Consider the following 15,589-nt stretch of genomic DNA (forward strand, 5'->3'; position numbering starts at 1 on the left):
CCAAGCACATCAATAGCGAATGATATTTGTCATAATCGCTTGACCTCAAGCGTACTTGAGGTTTTATAATACCCTCATGAAACAATACACAATCAAACAAGCTGCTCAAATGAGTGGCACCACGGTGGCAACATTGCGCTACTATGAAGAAGCCGGTTTACTTCAAAATATTCAACGGTTGCCGAACGGGCACCGACGATACAATGAGCAAGATTTAGCCTGGATCGACTTCATAATCTGCCTAAGAGAAGGCGGCATGCCGATTCAACAACTTAAACGGTATGTTGATCTATGCTACATGGATGGAACCGAACAAGCCCGTTGCTACCTGTTAGAAAAGCATCGTGTCGCTCTCAAGGCAAAAATCGACTCGCTTCAGCAACAATATGATCGTATCGACGATAAAATTGATTGGTATCATGAACAGATTGCAGCTCTTGCCGCCTCAGAGTCGTCTCAATAATTTCTGGAGGAAAGGATGAAACTTGGTTTACAAATTATTCGATTTGATTGGCCTGGAAGCCCGCAAAACATCGGCTCACAGCTAAGCAAAATTGCCCAATTTGCCGATCAGGCTAATTTTGATTCGCTTTGGGTTATGGATCACTTTTTTCAAATGGGGGGCGCATCGGGCGAGCCATCTGCACCTATGCTGGAAGGGTACACCACGCTAGCTTATCTGGCCGCCCTTACCCAACAGATAAAAATTGGCACCCTGGTAACAGGCTACCTCTATCGCTACCCTGGCATCCTGGCCAAAACCATCTCTACTTTAGATGTTTTGTCTAAAGGACGAGCCTATCTGGGGCTTGGGGCGGCGTGGTACAAGGAAGAAGCTGTGGGACTTGGCGTGCCATTCCCACCAATCGCCACTCGGTTTGAACAACTAGAAGAGGCATTACAAATTATTCACCATATGTGGCAAGATGATCTTTCTCCTTTTGAGGGGCAGCATTATCAGCTAGCCAATCCTATGAACCACCCTCAGCCTCTGCAAACACCCCATCCTCCCATTTTGATTGGGTCAGAAGGGGAGAAAAAAGGCCTGAGATTGGTTGCCCAGTACGCCAATGCCTGTAATTTTTATTTTGGTGCTACCGATCCTGCCTGGGGAGAATGGCATTATGAACGGTACCAAAACAGCCTGCCCCACCTAAGGCAAAAATGGGCTGTCTTAAACGATCATTGTGCCCGATTGAATCGTAATCCTCGGGATATTGAATTTACTGTTTTAGGCACTATCAAACCAACCCGAAACAGTCAGGGGGATTCGGCTCAAAAATTAATAGATTATTTTGGCAACTTAAGAGAAGTTGGCGTCGATCATATCATTGTCAACATTCCAGAAGTCGAGCGGATGGATTCGTTGGAAATTTTAGCCACAGATGTACTGCCAGCCGTTCATGCGATGGCGTAGGATAGAAATAAGCAGCTTAAGGTGTATAGCTCAGCAAGGCCTGATCTAATTCGTCGCGAAGCTGTATGGAAATGTCACTCGTGAGGCCAAACGGCCGTTCCCACACAATTTCAACTGGCTGATCAGGCAAAAATGGGCCGGGCCAGCTAACAGCGTGGGTGCCATCAACCAACAAAGTAAGCGTGCCGGAGGTAACGGCCGTTACCTGCAAACCAATCTCTGCCCCAGTAGACGTTTCATCCAGTCGCAGTGCGCCAAACTCATTGGCCATGTCAAAGCTGCCCAGATTGTGAACTGGATACCAACGCTCCAACCATTGCTTGCTTTGTCCTGCATCCAGCGAGACGTACGTCCAGAAGTCGGGCGTGACGCCGCTGCTCCACATCTCCACGTAGACGCTATCGTCGTTGGTGTACAGATGTGGTTCCAGATTGGCGGGGCCGAAGAATTTATTGCCGGGCATTTGTGTTTCATCAAAGACGCGCACAATGCCTTGCTGGGTGGTGTGGTCATAGACGCCGGTGAAGCCTGCGCTCAAGTTCGGCGCAAAGAAGCCGAAATAATGGGTCCAGTCGCCGTAAATGTGGAAGAAACGGCCGTTATGCTCCGGCCAGTTCATCCATTCCCCAGCGTTGGGCAGATAATCGGCATTCGCGTCACGGGAATGTACCTGCACCTGGGTCGCCGGGATGATGAACTCGGTCGTATCATTGGTGGTGTTATCACCCAGGGCGATCATGGCATTGAGCCAATATTGGTAGCTGTGGGAGACGGCCGTGTCGTTCACCACAAACGGCTCCAGCGTCATGTAATTGTGATCGCCGTTCAGCGAAATCGTTACCCCCACCGTCATTCCCGTCTGATCCTCTACATCGCTCACGGTGATAGACACGGTATCGCTCAACACCTCGGTCGTAAAATCCCAGGGGCGATATTCATTCAACCCGTGCTCATCGGTGGGGAAGGCCCACTCGATGCCACCGCTGGCCAGCCACCAGCCGCGCCACCCCCACGCCGTCGGCTTCAGCACCGGATTGGCATACAGCAGTTGGCGACCCGTCACCTTATCTTGCCAGCGGTAAAGCCTTCCACCCAGCTCTGGCAAAACGGTTACTGCGACATAGCTGTTGTGCAATGTAATCGCGATAAACGTACGGTCAATCAGCGGCTTTTGAAAGACGCAATCATGGTTGAGGCGTGGGTACGGATACACAAAATCCCCCGGCGCAGTGGCAATCACGCATTCTGGATGGTCATACTGGTACGATGAAATCGTAATCGTCCCCTGCTCAAGCCAGGGCGCTCCCGGCTCAATGGGCGGCGGCGTTGGCGTTACAGGCATCCCATCCCGCAAAACGAGCGGCAGATAAGCCATCGGCTCCGGCATCCCGCCGACCTGCGCCACCGCTACCGAATCCGCAGACGACTGCGCCGCCAACAGTAACACTACAAACAAACTTAAACCAAGCACAAATGGAAAAACAGCAGATTTCGCACTTTTTTCTCTGCGCCGGCAATCCAGGATTGCATGCGCCTTTGCGTTAAATTGTTTCACAAACTGGGATTTGCTCCGCCCGGCATGCATCTCACTACCTCCGTGCATACCCACTTTGGCGGAAAGTTCTGCAACAGGCTGCCCAAACGGGTACACTTCAAACGATTAACGAAGCACATGCCACAGTATCAACGCACCGCGTCAAAATGTCTATGAATAACCCGATAATTTGATAAATTAGACAAGCCCCCTTGACAGAAAGTATTGATATTGTTAATGTGTAGCCTAACGACATATTGGCAAGCTACACATCATCCAGAATATAAAGTAATTATGGAACAAAATCAACCCTTGAGGGAAGCAACATTTCTTATTTTATTAAGCCTGCTTCCTAAACCCAGGCATGGGTATGCCATCATGAAGGATGTAGAAACCTTGAGTAATTCTCGAGTACAAATGAGTACCGGCACACTTTATGGTGCGCTAAAAAGGTTACTTGAACAAGAGTGGATTGAACGCCTGGACGATACCGTGATTGCGGGGCGTGAACGCAAATTATATCGGCTAACGGAGTTAGGCCAGCGCTTCCTAGACGCTGAAACTGCACGATTGCAAAGCCTTGTGGTGGCAGCTCAGCAACGCACGTCTGTTTCTAGCGCATAAACAAATTCCAATAATGACCGCATCTTTGCCGGCGGCGTGGAATCTTACCAGGTGTGGCAAGGTGAAGGGAACGGCCGTTTCACGGCTATGAGTAGAATCAACTATAGGACTGAAAATGAATAAAACGATGCCAGTGCAAGTTCAACCTACAATGGGCAACACTGTTTTCTTCTTTCTGTGGATTGGCGTCAACATAGTCGGTTGGGCAGCATGGATTGGCCTAGCAACTACTCCTAGTATTTTTACGACCTCCAATCTTCTCACTCTTCTCGCCTTTTGCATCCTCGGTGGTGGATTAGGAGGCGCACAGTGGGCTTTACTCAGGCAAAGATTTCCGATTATTTGGTATGAATGGACAACTGCCTCGCTCCTTGGGTTTGGACTTGGGCTATATGCGCTGCTTTGGGCGGCACTGCGTGATCGCTACCTCGTTTTTAGCCCGCCCGGAACGCCAATCCTTGAATGGGATCCGCTCATTGGCGGCGCGCTGCTGGGTCTCGCGTTAGGCTGTTGTCAGGCAATTGCCTGGAGACCCAGACAAGGTCGTATTCTGGTGTGGATTGTGGTGAACGTGATGGCCTGGTCAGTGGGCATGTTTTTGCCTCAGCTAGCGGCTTTCCTTTTGCGGGATGTGCTTGCCGTTAGCAACACACCGTTGCTGTCCACATTGTTTCCCGTCTTTTTTGCGGCTGCGGGCACGGGTCTTGTTTTGGTCTGGTTTTCAGGAGAGCAAAATGAGTTGGATGAACGAGCATGAATGGGGTTTGCGAACGGCCGTTTTGGGGCTGTTATTGTTGGGCTTTTTAGGTCCTTGGAGGCACCCGGAGGATAAAGTTAGTGTGATGCCATGAGCTTGGCTGCGCGATTTTTTGTTCGCTTATATACCGGCATGCTGCGTTTATACCCAGCCAGTTTTCGTGATGAATTTGGGGAGGAGATGATGTCCATTTTCGCAGATTCTGTTGCCGACACGTATCATCAGGGAGCCAGCGCATTGGTGCGTCTTTACGTGAAGGAACTGGTGGATTTACCATCTGGCCTAGCGGTAGCATACAAGAGCGAATTTGCTTACAGGGAGGTAGTCATGCATCGGAAAGCAGATTGGCGTATTTGGCCTTCGTGGATTGTATTACATATATTGAGCTTTCCTCTAGCAGCGTTGCTTATGCTAGCAATTGTTATCACCGTTAACGGTATTTTCGTTCCGTATCAAAAGTGGACAACCGCCCAATACGTGCAATTACCAACTTTGACACTCGGGTTTGCCCTCGTAACTGGAACCCTTCAGTGGCTTTTACTCCGGAGATATTTGCGTCATGGAACATCATGGGGGTTGGCAACTATCCTGGGTTGGTTAGTAGCAGGGCTTCTTGCATACTTAAGCTGGTTGATTGTTGAAAGTTTGGGACATTCTGGCAACGAATTGATTACGGCCGGGAGCATATTCGTTATCAGTGGCGTTATTGTCGGGCTGTTTCAGTATCGAGTCTTGCGACAAATGGTAACAAAGCCAAGCTGGTGGATCGTTGCCAGCGTCAGTGGCTACAGCAGCCTCATCTTGCTTGTCATACAACCTGCTGCCTCCATCCTTGAATTCGTCTTTTTAATCACATTGCCAGCGATAATCACGGGGGGCGTACTTTTCCTGCTTTTGCAACAAACTAGAGTAACTGTGTCTGAGCCTATCACGACAAGCATTCCACTTACCAATAAGTCACAGGCAAAAAGAAAACCAAAAAGTGTGCGGGTAACAGCCAGCGTTCTCGCTTTTATACTTTTTTGTCTGGTCGCTCCTTTGGTATGGACTGTGGGGCAGCTAACTTTGGCAAAGGCAGATGGCATTTATAATACGCCTGAAGAGGCCATGACGGCTAAAATAATGAGAGATTCGGGCGAGTATGAAATAGAGCGAATAGATATTCTTGACGCCAAACCTAACTATCAAGACGGCCGTCTTCCTCACGTCTGGTTTGTTGGTGCCAACGTTTATGGAGATTTTCGCCCTGATGGTAAGTCTACAGCACCCAAGGGATATTACGGTGGTGGCTCTTTCTTCATTAAAGTTGCGGATGGATGGGTACATGTGCCGGAAGGGGCCTTTCCAGGGATGATAGGGCGGGTAATGGCCTGGTATGAGCTTGAAGGCTGTTGTTCGACCGAATAGTTGCTCAGCCAGTAGATGGTAACGGCCGTTACGCCACCCGCCCTTACCTTCATCTTTGCTGACGGTATTTTGAAAGAGGTAAAACATGCTGTGGCTAAATAAACACAAGCGTATTTGGCGAATTATCATACTGGCATTATTCTTGATTGCCCTCATTGGTCCTTGGGTATTTGAACAAATCCACGTTCCGGCGGAATATCATTGCTCTCCCCCGAACTTTCGGCTAGAAGGCGATTTCTGTGGCACTCCTCTGTCGGGGATTTGGATTTTTACCGCGATAATTGGGAACTTCTTCCGTGCAGCAGCAAGGCTATTTACAGGAACACTCACGCTTGTTAACTTTTCCCGCGAGTTGCTTTTTAGTGTGCTTTACCTCTTTCTGGTACTGCCTTTTTTGACAACACTGCTGCTGATTTTACGCAAAAACCAACGCTTTTGGTTTCAAAGAATACGTTGGAGCTTGGCAGTTGGGATTGCCTTGCTTTATTTGGTTCTGTCACACTTTTTTATGTACCCTCTGAAATTATGGGGCTTATCACTGTACATTGTTGTAGCGACTGCCGCTCTAATCTTGGAACTTATCGTCTTTAGGTCGATTAAAATATAATAGCCCAAATTCCACCAAACAATGCCAGAGAATAAGTCCGGTGATAAACGAATTGCCTTGAGGACTTTTGAAATCTTTTCCAGAGTGAATGCGTTTGGATTTATTGGCCAAGGCCCGATAAATCTGTGTGGAGGGGACAAATGAAAAAGTTCAAACAGTTTGCGAACAGCTATCCGCTGGCCTTTGTGTTCATGATGATCGTGTTGCTGCTCCTGTTGATGGGCGGAGGTGCGGCCGCAGCAGTGGGCTTGTTGGGGTTTGCCATGACAGACGTTATGCCCCAGATTATCGGACAGCTTGTAGCTACCCTGGGCTTCTTACTCATTTTGTGGCACTTTGATTGGCTCAAGCCTGCCGGGATTTTGCATCTAGGCAGCCGCCGCATATGGTTCATAACGCTCATTCTCCTGATCTATACGGGCCTGGTGCTACTCTATGCCTTTTTTGGCACCTTACGCGTTGATCTATCTCTGCGCCCAAAAATGGCACCGGCTCTGATACACACAACGCTGGCCGGGGTCATGGAGGAAATTTTGCTGCGGGGGCTTGTCTTGTATGCCCTTGTGTCGCGCTGGGGTCACAAACGGCGCGGGGTGGTAACGGCCGTACTGGTTAGTGCTTTGTTATTTGGCGCACTCCATTTTTTTAACCTGGCAACTGGAGAATGGAATATCACCGCTCTGCAGGTCTTAGAGGCATTTGTCTCGGCAATATTGTATGGTGGGCTGGTACTCGTTGGTGGCTCCGTTTGGCCTGCGGTAGTTCTGCACAGCGGGATCAATCTTCTGGCCAATATCGCCGCCCTCAACAATCCAAGGTTTGCCATGACGGCCTCAATTTACTGGACGTTCATTTTGCTGGAACTGCCCACTGTTATTTATGGTGGCTACCTCTTGGCCAAAGTCAGCTTGAATTTCTCAGATAGACCCGCTAGAGTCGCTACGACCATGCTTTGAGTTAGCGTAACTTTCTAGAGACTGGCCAGTGCCGTACTCAGGCCATTAGTTCGTCTAATTCAGTGGATAGAGCGTTAAGTTCGGCCTGGGCAACGGCCGTTTCCCTCTCCAACTCTTCTTTCCGCCCACCTTTAGCCCGTGCTAGTTGAAAGGTGAGCTGCGCCAGCCACCCCTCGGTTTCCTCAATTTGCTCGGTGAGTTCGCGGATACGGCGGTTGCGCGCCCGGCGGCCTTCGGTGGTGAACTGTGCCGGATCGACGACATCCTCGATCCAGTCCAGGTTGACGGAGGGCAGTTCTTTCTCTTTGGTAGGCAAGGCCACTTTGGAAGAAATGGTGGTGATAGCCGCTTCGCCGCCCTCTTTGGTGGCCAGAAACTCTTGGTACGTACCGTCAAAAATGTGCAAATGTTCGTCACGCAGCTCCCAAATTTGGGTAGCCAGACGATCAACCAGGTAGCGGTCGTGGCTAACCAGCACAATCGTGCCGTCGAACTGCTCCAGCACCGCTTGAAGTGCCTCCTGCGAGGGGATGTCTAAATGATTGGTCGGCTCATCCAGCAGCAGGAAGTTGGCTTCATCCAGTGCCAGCAATGCGAGTGCCAGCCGCCCCCGCTCACCGCCGCTCAAATCCCCCACCTGCTTAAACACATCGTCCCCTCGGAACAGATATTGCCCCAAATAGTTACGCCCCTCTTCAGGCGACATCGCTTTGTGTGCCAGCACCTCATCCAGCACGCGCCGGGTGACGTCTAGCTGCTCATGCCCTTGGGCAAAGTAGCCGCGCACCAGGCCATCCCCCAGCCGAATCTTGCCCCGCAGCGGCGAAATTTCGCCCATGAGGGTACGCAGGAAGGTGCTTTTGCCGCTGCCGTTGGGGCCAATCAGAGCCACGCAATCCAGCCGCTCCAGGTTGATGTCGTCACAGTTGAACAGGACGTTGCCGGGATAGCCGATGCGCAGCTTTTTGGTACGCAGCACAAAGCGGCTGCCGCGCTGCTCTGGCTTTAGCTTGATTTTGAGCTTGGGCCGGCGACTGGTGGGCGTGGGCAACTCTTTGATACGCTGGGCGGCTTCGTTAACGGTGAAGGTGCGGACGCGCTCGCCTACCTGCAGCCAGCTTTTCCCCTGCATCCCCAGCACGCCCAGCTCTTCAATAAGTACAAGGTCGCGGGTAAGCCGCTTCAGCTTACCTTTGGCGATGTCGGTTTTGCCCCCAGCGATATTTTTGCGGATGAAGGCCAGTTCTGCCTCTAGCCGGGCCATCTCGTTGGCAAAGACGGTTTCTTCGTGCTGCCACTCAACTTCCCGCTGCTGGACGTAGGTGCTGTAGTTGCCTTTGTAACTTTTCATGCCAGTGCGTTCCATCGCCCACACCTGGTTCACCACGCGATCTAAAAAGTAGCGGTCGTGGCTGACGATGAGCAGGCAGCCGTCCCAGGTGCGCAACGTTTTTTCCAACCATTCGATAGCGGCCGTATCCAGATGATTAGTCGGCTCGTCGAGGATGAGCAGATCGGGCTTTTCCAGCAGCAGCCGCCCCAGCAAAACGCGGGTTTTCTGCCCGCCGCTGAGGTGTGTTAGCGGCACCTCCCACTCATCTGGCGCAAAGCCCAGCCCGTGCAAGACGCGCTTGATGTCGTGTTGGTAATCGTAGCCGCCGCCGTGCTCGTAGAGGGTTTGAATACGGCCGTACTCATCCAGCACCTCCTCCCCCATCTCTCCAGCCTCCATTTTGGCCTCTAATTCACGCAGCCGCGTTTCTTGGCCTCGCAGTTCATCAAAAACGGAGAGCATTTCCTCGTACACTGTGTTGTCTTGCCCGGCAAAAGTGAGTACCGCCTCCTGCCGCAAGTAGCCCAGCGTGAGATTTTCGTCTCGCTTAACGGCGCCGCCCGTTGGTTCCAACAGCCCCGCCAAGATGAGCAGCAGCGTCGTCTTGCCCACGCCGTTTGGCCCTACCAGCCCCACCCGATCTTTGGCGTGCAGCAACACTGAGACGTTCTCAAACAGATCGTCAGCGCCGAAGGCGTGTTCCAGTTCCATGGCCTGCAAAATAACCATGCGGGAATGATAGTTGGGGGTGCGTTTTGGGGCAAGCGGCGCAAGTGGTGATTTTAGTCTTTGGTTTTGCTTCTTTTTGTTACTGTCAGACCTGCCAACACCTCTTTTACTGTAAAGGGTGTAGGTTTGTGAGACAACGTTTTAGGAGGTGTTTCATGTTTACCCATTTGTTACTGCCTCTAGATGGATCCAAACTGGCTGAGGCCGCCTTGCCTATAGCAACGGCCGTTGCTGAAAAGTTTGATAGCAAAATCACGCTTGTGTCGGCTGTGCATTTGCCCTACTACGTGGGGGATGGCCTCGACTTTGCAGAAGTGTATGGTGCCATCAGCCACAACATGGAAGATGAGGCCAAAGCGTATCTACGCAATGCCCAAAAAGCACTCTTGGCATTAGGCCTTCACGTCAATATTGAAATCATCATCGGCCAATCACCCGCGGAAGCGATTCTGCTTGCTGTTGAAAAGGTAGCGGCAGATGTGATTGTGATGAGTACCCACGGGCGCGGTGGCGTGATGCGCTGGGTGTTTGGCAGCGTTGCCGACAAGGTGCTGCGCAACGCCCGCATCCCTGTTCTGCTGGTACGCAATCCCCAAGACGATGAGCCTGCGTTTAATGTAGAACTGCCAGCCATCGAAGATTTAGAGGATATTCGCGCCCAAAATGAGCCAACGGGATAAGAGGCATGAACCATGATCAAGGAAAAACCAATTTACGTAACCAACCTGGGCCTGGCTGAGCTAAAAAAGGAGCTAGCGCACCTGCGCACGGTCAAGCGGCCAGAAATTGTGGAGCAAATGCAGGAAGCCAAAGGGAATGGCGACTGGATGGATCAGACTGAGTACATGCTCGTTGAGGCGGAACTTGGGTTTATTGACGGCCGTATTCAGGAACTCCAACATATGCTAGACAACGCCGAAATCATTGAACAAGGTAATGAAGATAATGTTGTCAACATCGGCGAAACGGTCACTCTGCAAGCCAGCGATGGTGAAATCGAGCAGTACACCATCGTCGGCGTGGCAGAAGCCAATCCCAGCCAGGGCTTTATCTCCAACGAATCCCCCCTCGGCCAAGCACTGCTGGATCATCTGGTCGGGGAAGAGGTCATCGTCCACGCACCCGCTGGCGAAATTCGCTACCGGATTTTGACCGTCACCCCCCGCACGCAATCTGCCAACTAGAAGCCATTGAGGAAGCCTATCTTTTCAATGGCAACATCATTGCTTAGGCAAAGCGGCCAGGGCAAAAAAGGCAGGGCGTGGGGAGCCATCTGGCCGCAGCAAGCTGTAGCCAGATTCGCTAAAAGCATCACCCAGCCAGGGAGCAAAGTTCAAATTCCACAAAATCATCGGGCCAACCGAAGGTATGTTGTGTGCCAAAGCATAGGCTTGCTGCGTGTATTCGGCCTGCTGCCACTCCGTCACGTTGTTCATAAATTGTGCCCCCGCGGGAGGCAGCTGGCTAAACGATTCAAAACTACCCCAGCCAAATTCTGTCGGCCAAAGCAGCTTGCCCGTCACGCCAAATTCGGCTAGCAATGCAGCATAATCATCCAGCGTGTCCTGGAAGAAAAAGCTGGGATGGTCGTTGTGGCTAGGAACTGTTACGTCTGGGTTGGCAAAGGTGGCATTGGGCGGATTGGCCCAGCCGTATGGATGCACACCAAAGCCATCCACAACCTCCGCTACGCCAGCCGCCAACATCCCTCGGAAATAGACGCGGTCGTCAACGGCCGTTACCCCATCATTAATCCCCGTTACCGCAGGCGCACCGCTAATGACCAGCGCAGTGGGGTCACCAGCCCTCACCCCGTCAGCCCCAAAGCGAACCAGTTTCACAAGTGCAGCCGCCTCTAGCGGTACGCCGTTCCATTCGCGCTGCAAGTTGGGTTCGTTCCACAGCTCGTAGGCGGCAACTTGCCCCGCGTATTTGCTGGCCAAATGCTGCATAAAATCGCGGTAGAGGGCGTACTCTGCTGGTGGGCCATCCAATTCGGCGGTGGGGCGGCTCCACTCTGGTGCCTTAGCCACGCTGAGCATCACCTGAATCCCGCTGGCGTTGGCCCGAGCCACCAGCGCGTCCAAATCGGCAAAACGCTCCTCCGAAAATTGATCGGGATACGGCTGAAATAACTTCCACGATACTTGTGCCTTCACCCAACCCACACCCAGTGCCTCCAGTTGGGCAACTAATTCAGGCACATCAACCCGATGCAAATAAACCTGCACACCAATCTGGTCGCGGTTGAGTGTGGGACCACTGTATTCAGGGTGAGTTGGCGTTGGGCTGGCGGAGGGTAGCGGAACGGCCGTTTCCGTTGGCACCAGGTCTGGGACAGCAGCCGGTTCATCGCCGCTGGTGATGGGCAAAAAAATTGTGCTACCAGTGGGCTGGGCAGTTGGCGTGGGTGTGGGAACGGCCGTTGGCGTCACCGGCACCTCGCGGCAAGCGATTATGCCCAACACAAGCAGACAAAACAGAGTCAATTTCAGCTTAAAAACCATAGCTGCCCATTCTAAACCAGAACCTGACTGGCAACCTGTTTTTTCACGCCCTGCTTAACCCCATCCTTTTTTCGGTGGCAAATTGGGAACCAAATGGAAACGGCCGTCGTTTAAGAACCAAGTGTATACACAGAACGCCAAATTTTACCGTCAAAAAGATTCTCGTTAAAAGGAACCCATCATGAAAATGTACACCAAACGCTCCATATTATTCTTGCTCATTGCCGCTCTGCTGCTGGTCGCCTGCGGTGGTGGAGAACCGGCAGAACAAACAGACCCCATCGCCATTGAAACTTCGCGGGATGAAGATAGAGATAGCAGCGCACCCATTGCCAGTGGCGGCCAAACGGTTGAAGTAACCCGCGTTATTACCGAAACGGTTACGGAAACAGTCATTGTTGAAGCTGAGGAAGTGATGGAAGATAGCTTTGACAGCGCAGCCGATGCCGAAGCCCCGCCTGCACCGCTGGCGACCGCTCCTGCCTCTACATCTGGCGAATCTATTGTCATTCCCGCGCCAACCCCACAACCAGCAGCTACGCCCTCCGCCATGTTTTTTGAGGAGTATGGGGTCAATCCCTACATTCTGACAGAGGTCGATAACCTCTCTACTTTCTCGCTAGATGTGGATACAGGCAGCTACAGTATTGCCCGCCGCTACCTGCAAGATGGACTGATGCCGCCGCCAGAAGCGATTCGTGTGGAGGAATTTGTCAACTCTTTTGACCAGGGCTACCAGATTCCACCCAACACCGACTTTGCCGTCTACGCCGACGGGGCACCCAGCCCGTTCCACACCGATGGCACTTACTTTTTGCGGATTGGGGTGCAGGGGTATGAAAGTTCTGAAGAAGTACGGCCGTCTGCCGCCCTCACCTTTGTCATCGACGTATCTGGCTCAATGGCCCAAGAAAACCGGCTGGGTCTGGTAAAACAATCACTAGAAATCTTGGTAAACCGGATGCGTGCCGATGACACTATTGCCATCGTCGTTTACGGAGATGATGCTCGCGTGGTGCTGAACCCCACCAACGGTTCAGATCGCAACACTATCCTCAATGCCATCTACGGACTGCGAACCGAAGGCTCTACTAATCTAGAGGCTGGCTTGCTGTTAGGGTACGAGATGGCCAACCGCGCCTACAAGTTTGATGGCATTAACCGCGTCATTTTAGCCAGCGACGGTGTCGCCAACGTTGGCAACACCAATGCAGATGACATTGCTGCCCAAATTCGGGGCTATGCTGACGCGGGCATCCAGCTCACCACCATCGGCTTTGGCCTGGGCAACTACAACGATGTGATGATGGAGCAGCTTGCCGACCAGGGCGACGGCAATTACGGCTACATCGACACGCTGCAAGAAGCCGAAGATTTGTTTGTCGATAACATCATGTCTACATTGCAGGTGATTGGTTTGGATGCCAAGATTCAGGTGGAGTTTGACCGAAATGTGGTGCAACAGTACCGGCTCATCGGCTATGAAAACCGCGCCATTGCTGACGAAGATTTCCGCAACGACACCATTGATGCGGCTGAGTTCGGGGCTGGGCATACGGCCGCTGCCATCTACGCCGTTCAACTGGTGCCAGGCGCACAGGGGCGCATCGCCACCGTGAACCTCCGCTGGCAAGACCCTGACACCCGCGTCGTCAAAGAGATCAACGGCGTTTTTACTACCGACAACCTTGTTAATTCTTTTGACTCAGCACCTCTACATTACCAGCTAGCCGTTGTGGTTAGCCAATATGCCGAGCTGCTGCGCGACAGCTATTGGGTAGACGGTTTCAGCATGCGCGACCTGGAAATCCGCGCCGAACGCCTCGCCTCCCAAATGAACCACGAAGATGTGTGGGAATTGGCCAATTTAATTTCAATTAGCCAATAGTGAAGCAAAGAAAGATGACAGTCACTTCATGCAAACGATGTTTGCCAGTGACTGTCATTTTAACATAAAGTTATTTTGTTTTGTTCGATTGATTTCGCTTGAGCAAGTAAACGGCCACTACTACCGGTACCACCACCACGACAAAAAACAAGAATAGTTGCAAAACCAAATACCACTCATTAATTCCAATCGCTTCCATAATTTGACCTCCCGAACCCAATAAGGATGAGAACATAACTGCATAAAATCTACCTTCACTGCAAGCATTTGCCCAAAACTGAAAACGGCTCCACAAGTAGTGCTTGCGGAGCCGCTCAGTTGAAGGAGGAAGAAATGTTATATTTCAATGTTATTGCTTTTATGTTAGCAAACCATATGCAAAAGATAATAGAAATCTAAGCGTCAATCCTTAGGCGCAGTTTTTTGTGGAGTACGGCCGTATCTATTTCAAATGGATTGACGTGAACCCACTTCAGTGGACACGAGAATAAGCAAAAATTGGGGCTAGATACAACAATTTACAGGAAGACACGTATTCCCTTATACTAGATTTTCTGTAATCAATAGAAGTACATCTGATAGCCCAAGGTATGGAAAACAAAGCAGTTTCGAAGCCCCCAAACATAAAAATCAGTCACTCGAATGAAGGATTCATTATGAGCCGACGTTGGTTCAGTTGGCATCTTCTTATATTCGCCTTCGTAATTATAATGCTTGGTATAACCTCATACCTATACTTAATTCCTTTAAAAGCATATTTCCTCTCGTTCATCTTTTTTAGCTTAATTGCTTATCTTCTTTACAATTCAATAGCCGGGTTGCTAAATCAAACAAAGATTAAAATAGACGATTTTGAGCTTAAAATAAAGCATGGTCCCATTCCTTGGCCAGGCAATCAAACAATAAAGCATTCCGATTTTGTTCAAATTTCCACCTTTCCAATCTATAATGGCCAAAGAACCATTGGCTACAACCTTACTGCAACCTTGGCTAGCGGCGAGCGAAAAAGATTGCTTTCTAACATACGTGAATCACATGAGGCTTTATTTCTGGAACAAGAGATGAGGTCTTATTTGGGTCTGAGAGATAAACACACGGTTGGTGAGTATGGAGACAAATTATCACCGCCGTCATCGCTTCTTGAAGTTGCACAAATGTCTGATGATTTGCAACCTTTAAGCCAACAGTCGACTAAGAGATTGCTCCACAAACCCAAATCAATAAAAACGCAAAAATCAGATGGTAAATATTCATTTGCGTGGAAATGGAAAAATCAATCAATAATTAAATTGTTTATGGGCATCATTTTTACCATTTTCTTCTTCCCTACTTTTCTGTTTTCAACAAACAGTGAAGCGTTGGCATCTGCCAACATCTTTGTCTTCTTTATGCTACTGTTCGGATTAGCAGGAATCTATTTGACCTATACGGCTATTGCCGGTTACGTAAATAAAACCACTATTTCATTAGACCAAAGCAATCTTCGTGTTACACATGAACCACTGCCTTGGCGTAATCACAAGTTAAATCGAGACGATATAACACAGTTATATACAAAGAAAGTTCGCATCAAAAATGGTGTGTATGCTTACCATCTAATCGCAATCCTTGCTGGCGGTAAACGGCTAAAGCTATTTTCAACGCGGGATTCCAAAATTCCTATGTTTATTGCACAAGAACTTGAAGCTCACCTGGATATCGAAGATACATTTGTTGAAGAAGAGTTCTTGTGGGAGTACAAACCAGCCGTCGGCGATTTCAAGAGTTTATTCACGTATAAATACAGAAGGAATTCGTCTGATTAAAAATTTGAGGCATGTTCAATCTTCT

At 50.3% G+C, this 15,589-nt stretch carries 15 protein-coding genes; 11 read left to right on the forward strand and 4 right to left on the reverse strand.

Features of this window, described 5'->3' with window-relative positions:
- The first annotated feature begins 76 nt into the window (after positions 1-76).
- Both ACOQPU_RS27000 and ACOQPU_RS27005 read left to right on the forward strand, forming a co-directional pair.
- A complete protein-coding gene (locus ACOQPU_RS27000) occupies positions 77-463 on the forward strand; it encodes a MerR family transcriptional regulator (protein ID WP_420642929.1) in 387 nt (128 codons plus the stop codon).
- Positions 464-478: 15 nt separating this feature from the next.
- Entirely contained in the window at positions 479-1,417 is a 939-nt protein-coding gene (locus tag ACOQPU_RS27005) for an LLM class F420-dependent oxidoreductase (protein ID WP_420642930.1), read from the forward strand.
- Between the two features lie 16 nt (positions 1,418-1,433).
- Here ACOQPU_RS27005 and ACOQPU_RS27010 read toward each other — a convergent pair whose 3' ends face one another.
- Positions 1,434-2,864: a DUF5107 domain-containing protein gene (locus ACOQPU_RS27010; RefSeq protein WP_420645878.1), complete on the reverse strand. Its 1,431-nt coding sequence runs from the start codon at positions 2,862-2,864 to the stop codon at positions 1,434-1,436.
- A 381-nt stretch (positions 2,865-3,245) separates the two neighbouring features.
- Between ACOQPU_RS27010 and ACOQPU_RS27015 the strand changes: the two genes are divergently transcribed.
- From ACOQPU_RS27015 to ACOQPU_RS27035, 5 genes are all read left to right on the forward strand, one after another.
- The gene (locus tag ACOQPU_RS27015) at positions 3,246-3,575 is read left to right on the forward strand and encodes a PadR family transcriptional regulator (RefSeq protein WP_420642931.1); all 330 of its coding nucleotides are present in this window, start codon (positions 3,246-3,248) and stop codon (positions 3,573-3,575) included.
- Between the two features lie 115 nt (positions 3,576-3,690).
- Positions 3,691-4,332 carry a hypothetical protein gene (locus ACOQPU_RS27020; protein ID WP_420642932.1) on the forward strand — a complete coding sequence of 214 codons (642 nt, stop codon included), beginning with the start codon at positions 3,691-3,693 and terminating at the stop codon, positions 4,330-4,332.
- Between the two features lie 90 nt (positions 4,333-4,422).
- Positions 4,423-5,739 (forward strand): hypothetical protein, encoded by a 1,317-nt coding sequence (locus ACOQPU_RS27025; protein ID WP_420642933.1) that lies wholly within the window; start codon positions 4,423-4,425, stop codon positions 5,737-5,739.
- Positions 5,740-5,824: 85 nt separating this feature from the next.
- Positions 5,825-6,346, forward strand: coding sequence for a hypothetical protein (locus ACOQPU_RS27030; protein WP_420642934.1), 522 nt, complete (start codon positions 5,825-5,827; stop codon positions 6,344-6,346).
- A 140-nt stretch (positions 6,347-6,486) separates the two neighbouring features.
- A complete protein-coding gene (locus ACOQPU_RS27035; protein ID WP_420642935.1) occupies positions 6,487-7,302 on the forward strand; it encodes a CPBP family intramembrane glutamic endopeptidase in 816 nt (271 codons plus the stop codon).
- Positions 7,303-7,339: 37 nt separating this feature from the next.
- Here ACOQPU_RS27035 and abc-f read toward each other — a convergent pair whose 3' ends face one another.
- Positions 7,340-9,346: a ribosomal protection-like ABC-F family protein gene (abc-f, locus tag ACOQPU_RS27040; protein ID WP_420642936.1), complete on the reverse strand. Its 2,007-nt coding sequence runs from the start codon at positions 9,344-9,346 to the stop codon at positions 7,340-7,342.
- Positions 9,347-9,519: 173 nt separating this feature from the next.
- Between abc-f and ACOQPU_RS27045 the strand changes: the two genes are divergently transcribed.
- On the forward strand, positions 9,520-10,044 hold the full coding sequence (locus ACOQPU_RS27045; RefSeq protein WP_420642937.1) for a universal stress protein: 525 nt from the start codon (positions 9,520-9,522) through the stop codon (positions 10,042-10,044).
- 12 nt (positions 10,045-10,056) lie between these two features.
- The gene (gene greA / locus ACOQPU_RS27050; RefSeq protein ID WP_420642938.1) at positions 10,057-10,548 is read left to right on the forward strand and encodes a transcription elongation factor GreA; all 492 of its coding nucleotides are present in this window, start codon (positions 10,057-10,059) and stop codon (positions 10,546-10,548) included.
- Positions 10,549-10,584: 36 nt separating this feature from the next.
- Here greA and ACOQPU_RS27055 read toward each other — a convergent pair whose 3' ends face one another.
- A complete protein-coding gene (locus ACOQPU_RS27055) occupies positions 10,585-11,871 on the reverse strand; it encodes a cellulase family glycosylhydrolase (RefSeq protein WP_420642939.1) in 1,287 nt (428 codons plus the stop codon).
- 181 nt (positions 11,872-12,052) lie between these two features.
- Here ACOQPU_RS27055 and ACOQPU_RS27060 point away from each other — a divergent pair, with 181 nt between their 5' ends.
- Entirely contained in the window at positions 12,053-13,759 is a 1,707-nt protein-coding gene (locus ACOQPU_RS27060; RefSeq protein ID WP_420642940.1) for a YfbK domain-containing protein, read from the forward strand.
- A 70-nt stretch (positions 13,760-13,829) separates the two neighbouring features.
- Here ACOQPU_RS27060 and ACOQPU_RS27065 read toward each other — a convergent pair whose 3' ends face one another.
- The gene (locus tag ACOQPU_RS27065; RefSeq protein ID WP_420642941.1) at positions 13,830-13,958 is read right to left on the reverse strand and encodes a hypothetical protein; all 129 of its coding nucleotides are present in this window, start codon (positions 13,956-13,958) and stop codon (positions 13,830-13,832) included.
- A gap of 457 nt (positions 13,959-14,415) precedes the next feature.
- On the opposite strand from ACOQPU_RS27065, the gene ACOQPU_RS27070 reads away from it, so the two are divergent.
- Positions 14,416-15,564 (forward strand): hypothetical protein, encoded by a 1,149-nt coding sequence (locus ACOQPU_RS27070; RefSeq protein ID WP_420642942.1) that lies wholly within the window; start codon positions 14,416-14,418, stop codon positions 15,562-15,564.
- Positions 15,565-15,589 lie beyond the last annotated feature (25 nt).

The sequence above is a fragment of the Candidatus Leptofilum sp. genome (assembly GCF_965223285.1).
Lineage (GTDB): Bacteria > Chloroflexota > Anaerolineae > Promineifilales > Promineifilaceae > Leptofilum.

Coding starts and splice junctions, on each gene's coding strand:
- ACOQPU_RS27000 (WP_420642929.1), top strand. CDS start 77: ATGAAACAATACACAATCAAACAAGCTGCTCAAATGAGTGGCACCACG.
- ACOQPU_RS27005 (WP_420642930.1), top strand. CDS start 479: ATGAAACTTGGTTTACAAATTATTCGATTTGATTGGCCTGGAAGCCCG.
- ACOQPU_RS27015 (WP_420642931.1), top strand. CDS start 3,246: ATGGAACAAAATCAACCCTTGAGGGAAGCAACATTTCTTATTTTATTA.
- ACOQPU_RS27020 (WP_420642932.1), top strand. CDS start 3,691: ATGAATAAAACGATGCCAGTGCAAGTTCAACCTACAATGGGCAACACT.
- ACOQPU_RS27025 (WP_420642933.1), top strand. CDS start 4,423: ATGAGCTTGGCTGCGCGATTTTTTGTTCGCTTATATACCGGCATGCTG.
- ACOQPU_RS27030 (WP_420642934.1), top strand. CDS start 5,825: ATGCTGTGGCTAAATAAACACAAGCGTATTTGGCGAATTATCATACTG.
- ACOQPU_RS27035 (WP_420642935.1), top strand. CDS start 6,487: ATGAAAAAGTTCAAACAGTTTGCGAACAGCTATCCGCTGGCCTTTGTG.
- abc-f (WP_420642936.1), bottom strand. CDS start 9,346: ATGGAACTGGAACACGCCTTCGGCGCTGACGATCTGTTTGAGAACGTC.
- ACOQPU_RS27045 (WP_420642937.1), top strand. CDS start 9,520: ATGTTTACCCATTTGTTACTGCCTCTAGATGGATCCAAACTGGCTGAG.
- greA (WP_420642938.1), top strand. CDS start 10,057: ATGATCAAGGAAAAACCAATTTACGTAACCAACCTGGGCCTGGCTGAG.
- ACOQPU_RS27055 (WP_420642939.1), bottom strand. CDS start 11,871: ATGGTTTTTAAGCTGAAATTGACTCTGTTTTGTCTGCTTGTGTTGGGC.
- ACOQPU_RS27060 (WP_420642940.1), top strand. CDS start 12,053: ATGAAAATGTACACCAAACGCTCCATATTATTCTTGCTCATTGCCGCT.
- ACOQPU_RS27065 (WP_420642941.1), bottom strand. CDS start 13,958: ATGGAAGCGATTGGAATTAATGAGTGGTATTTGGTTTTGCAACTATTC.
- ACOQPU_RS27070 (WP_420642942.1), top strand. CDS start 14,416: ATGAGCCGACGTTGGTTCAGTTGGCATCTTCTTATATTCGCCTTCGTA.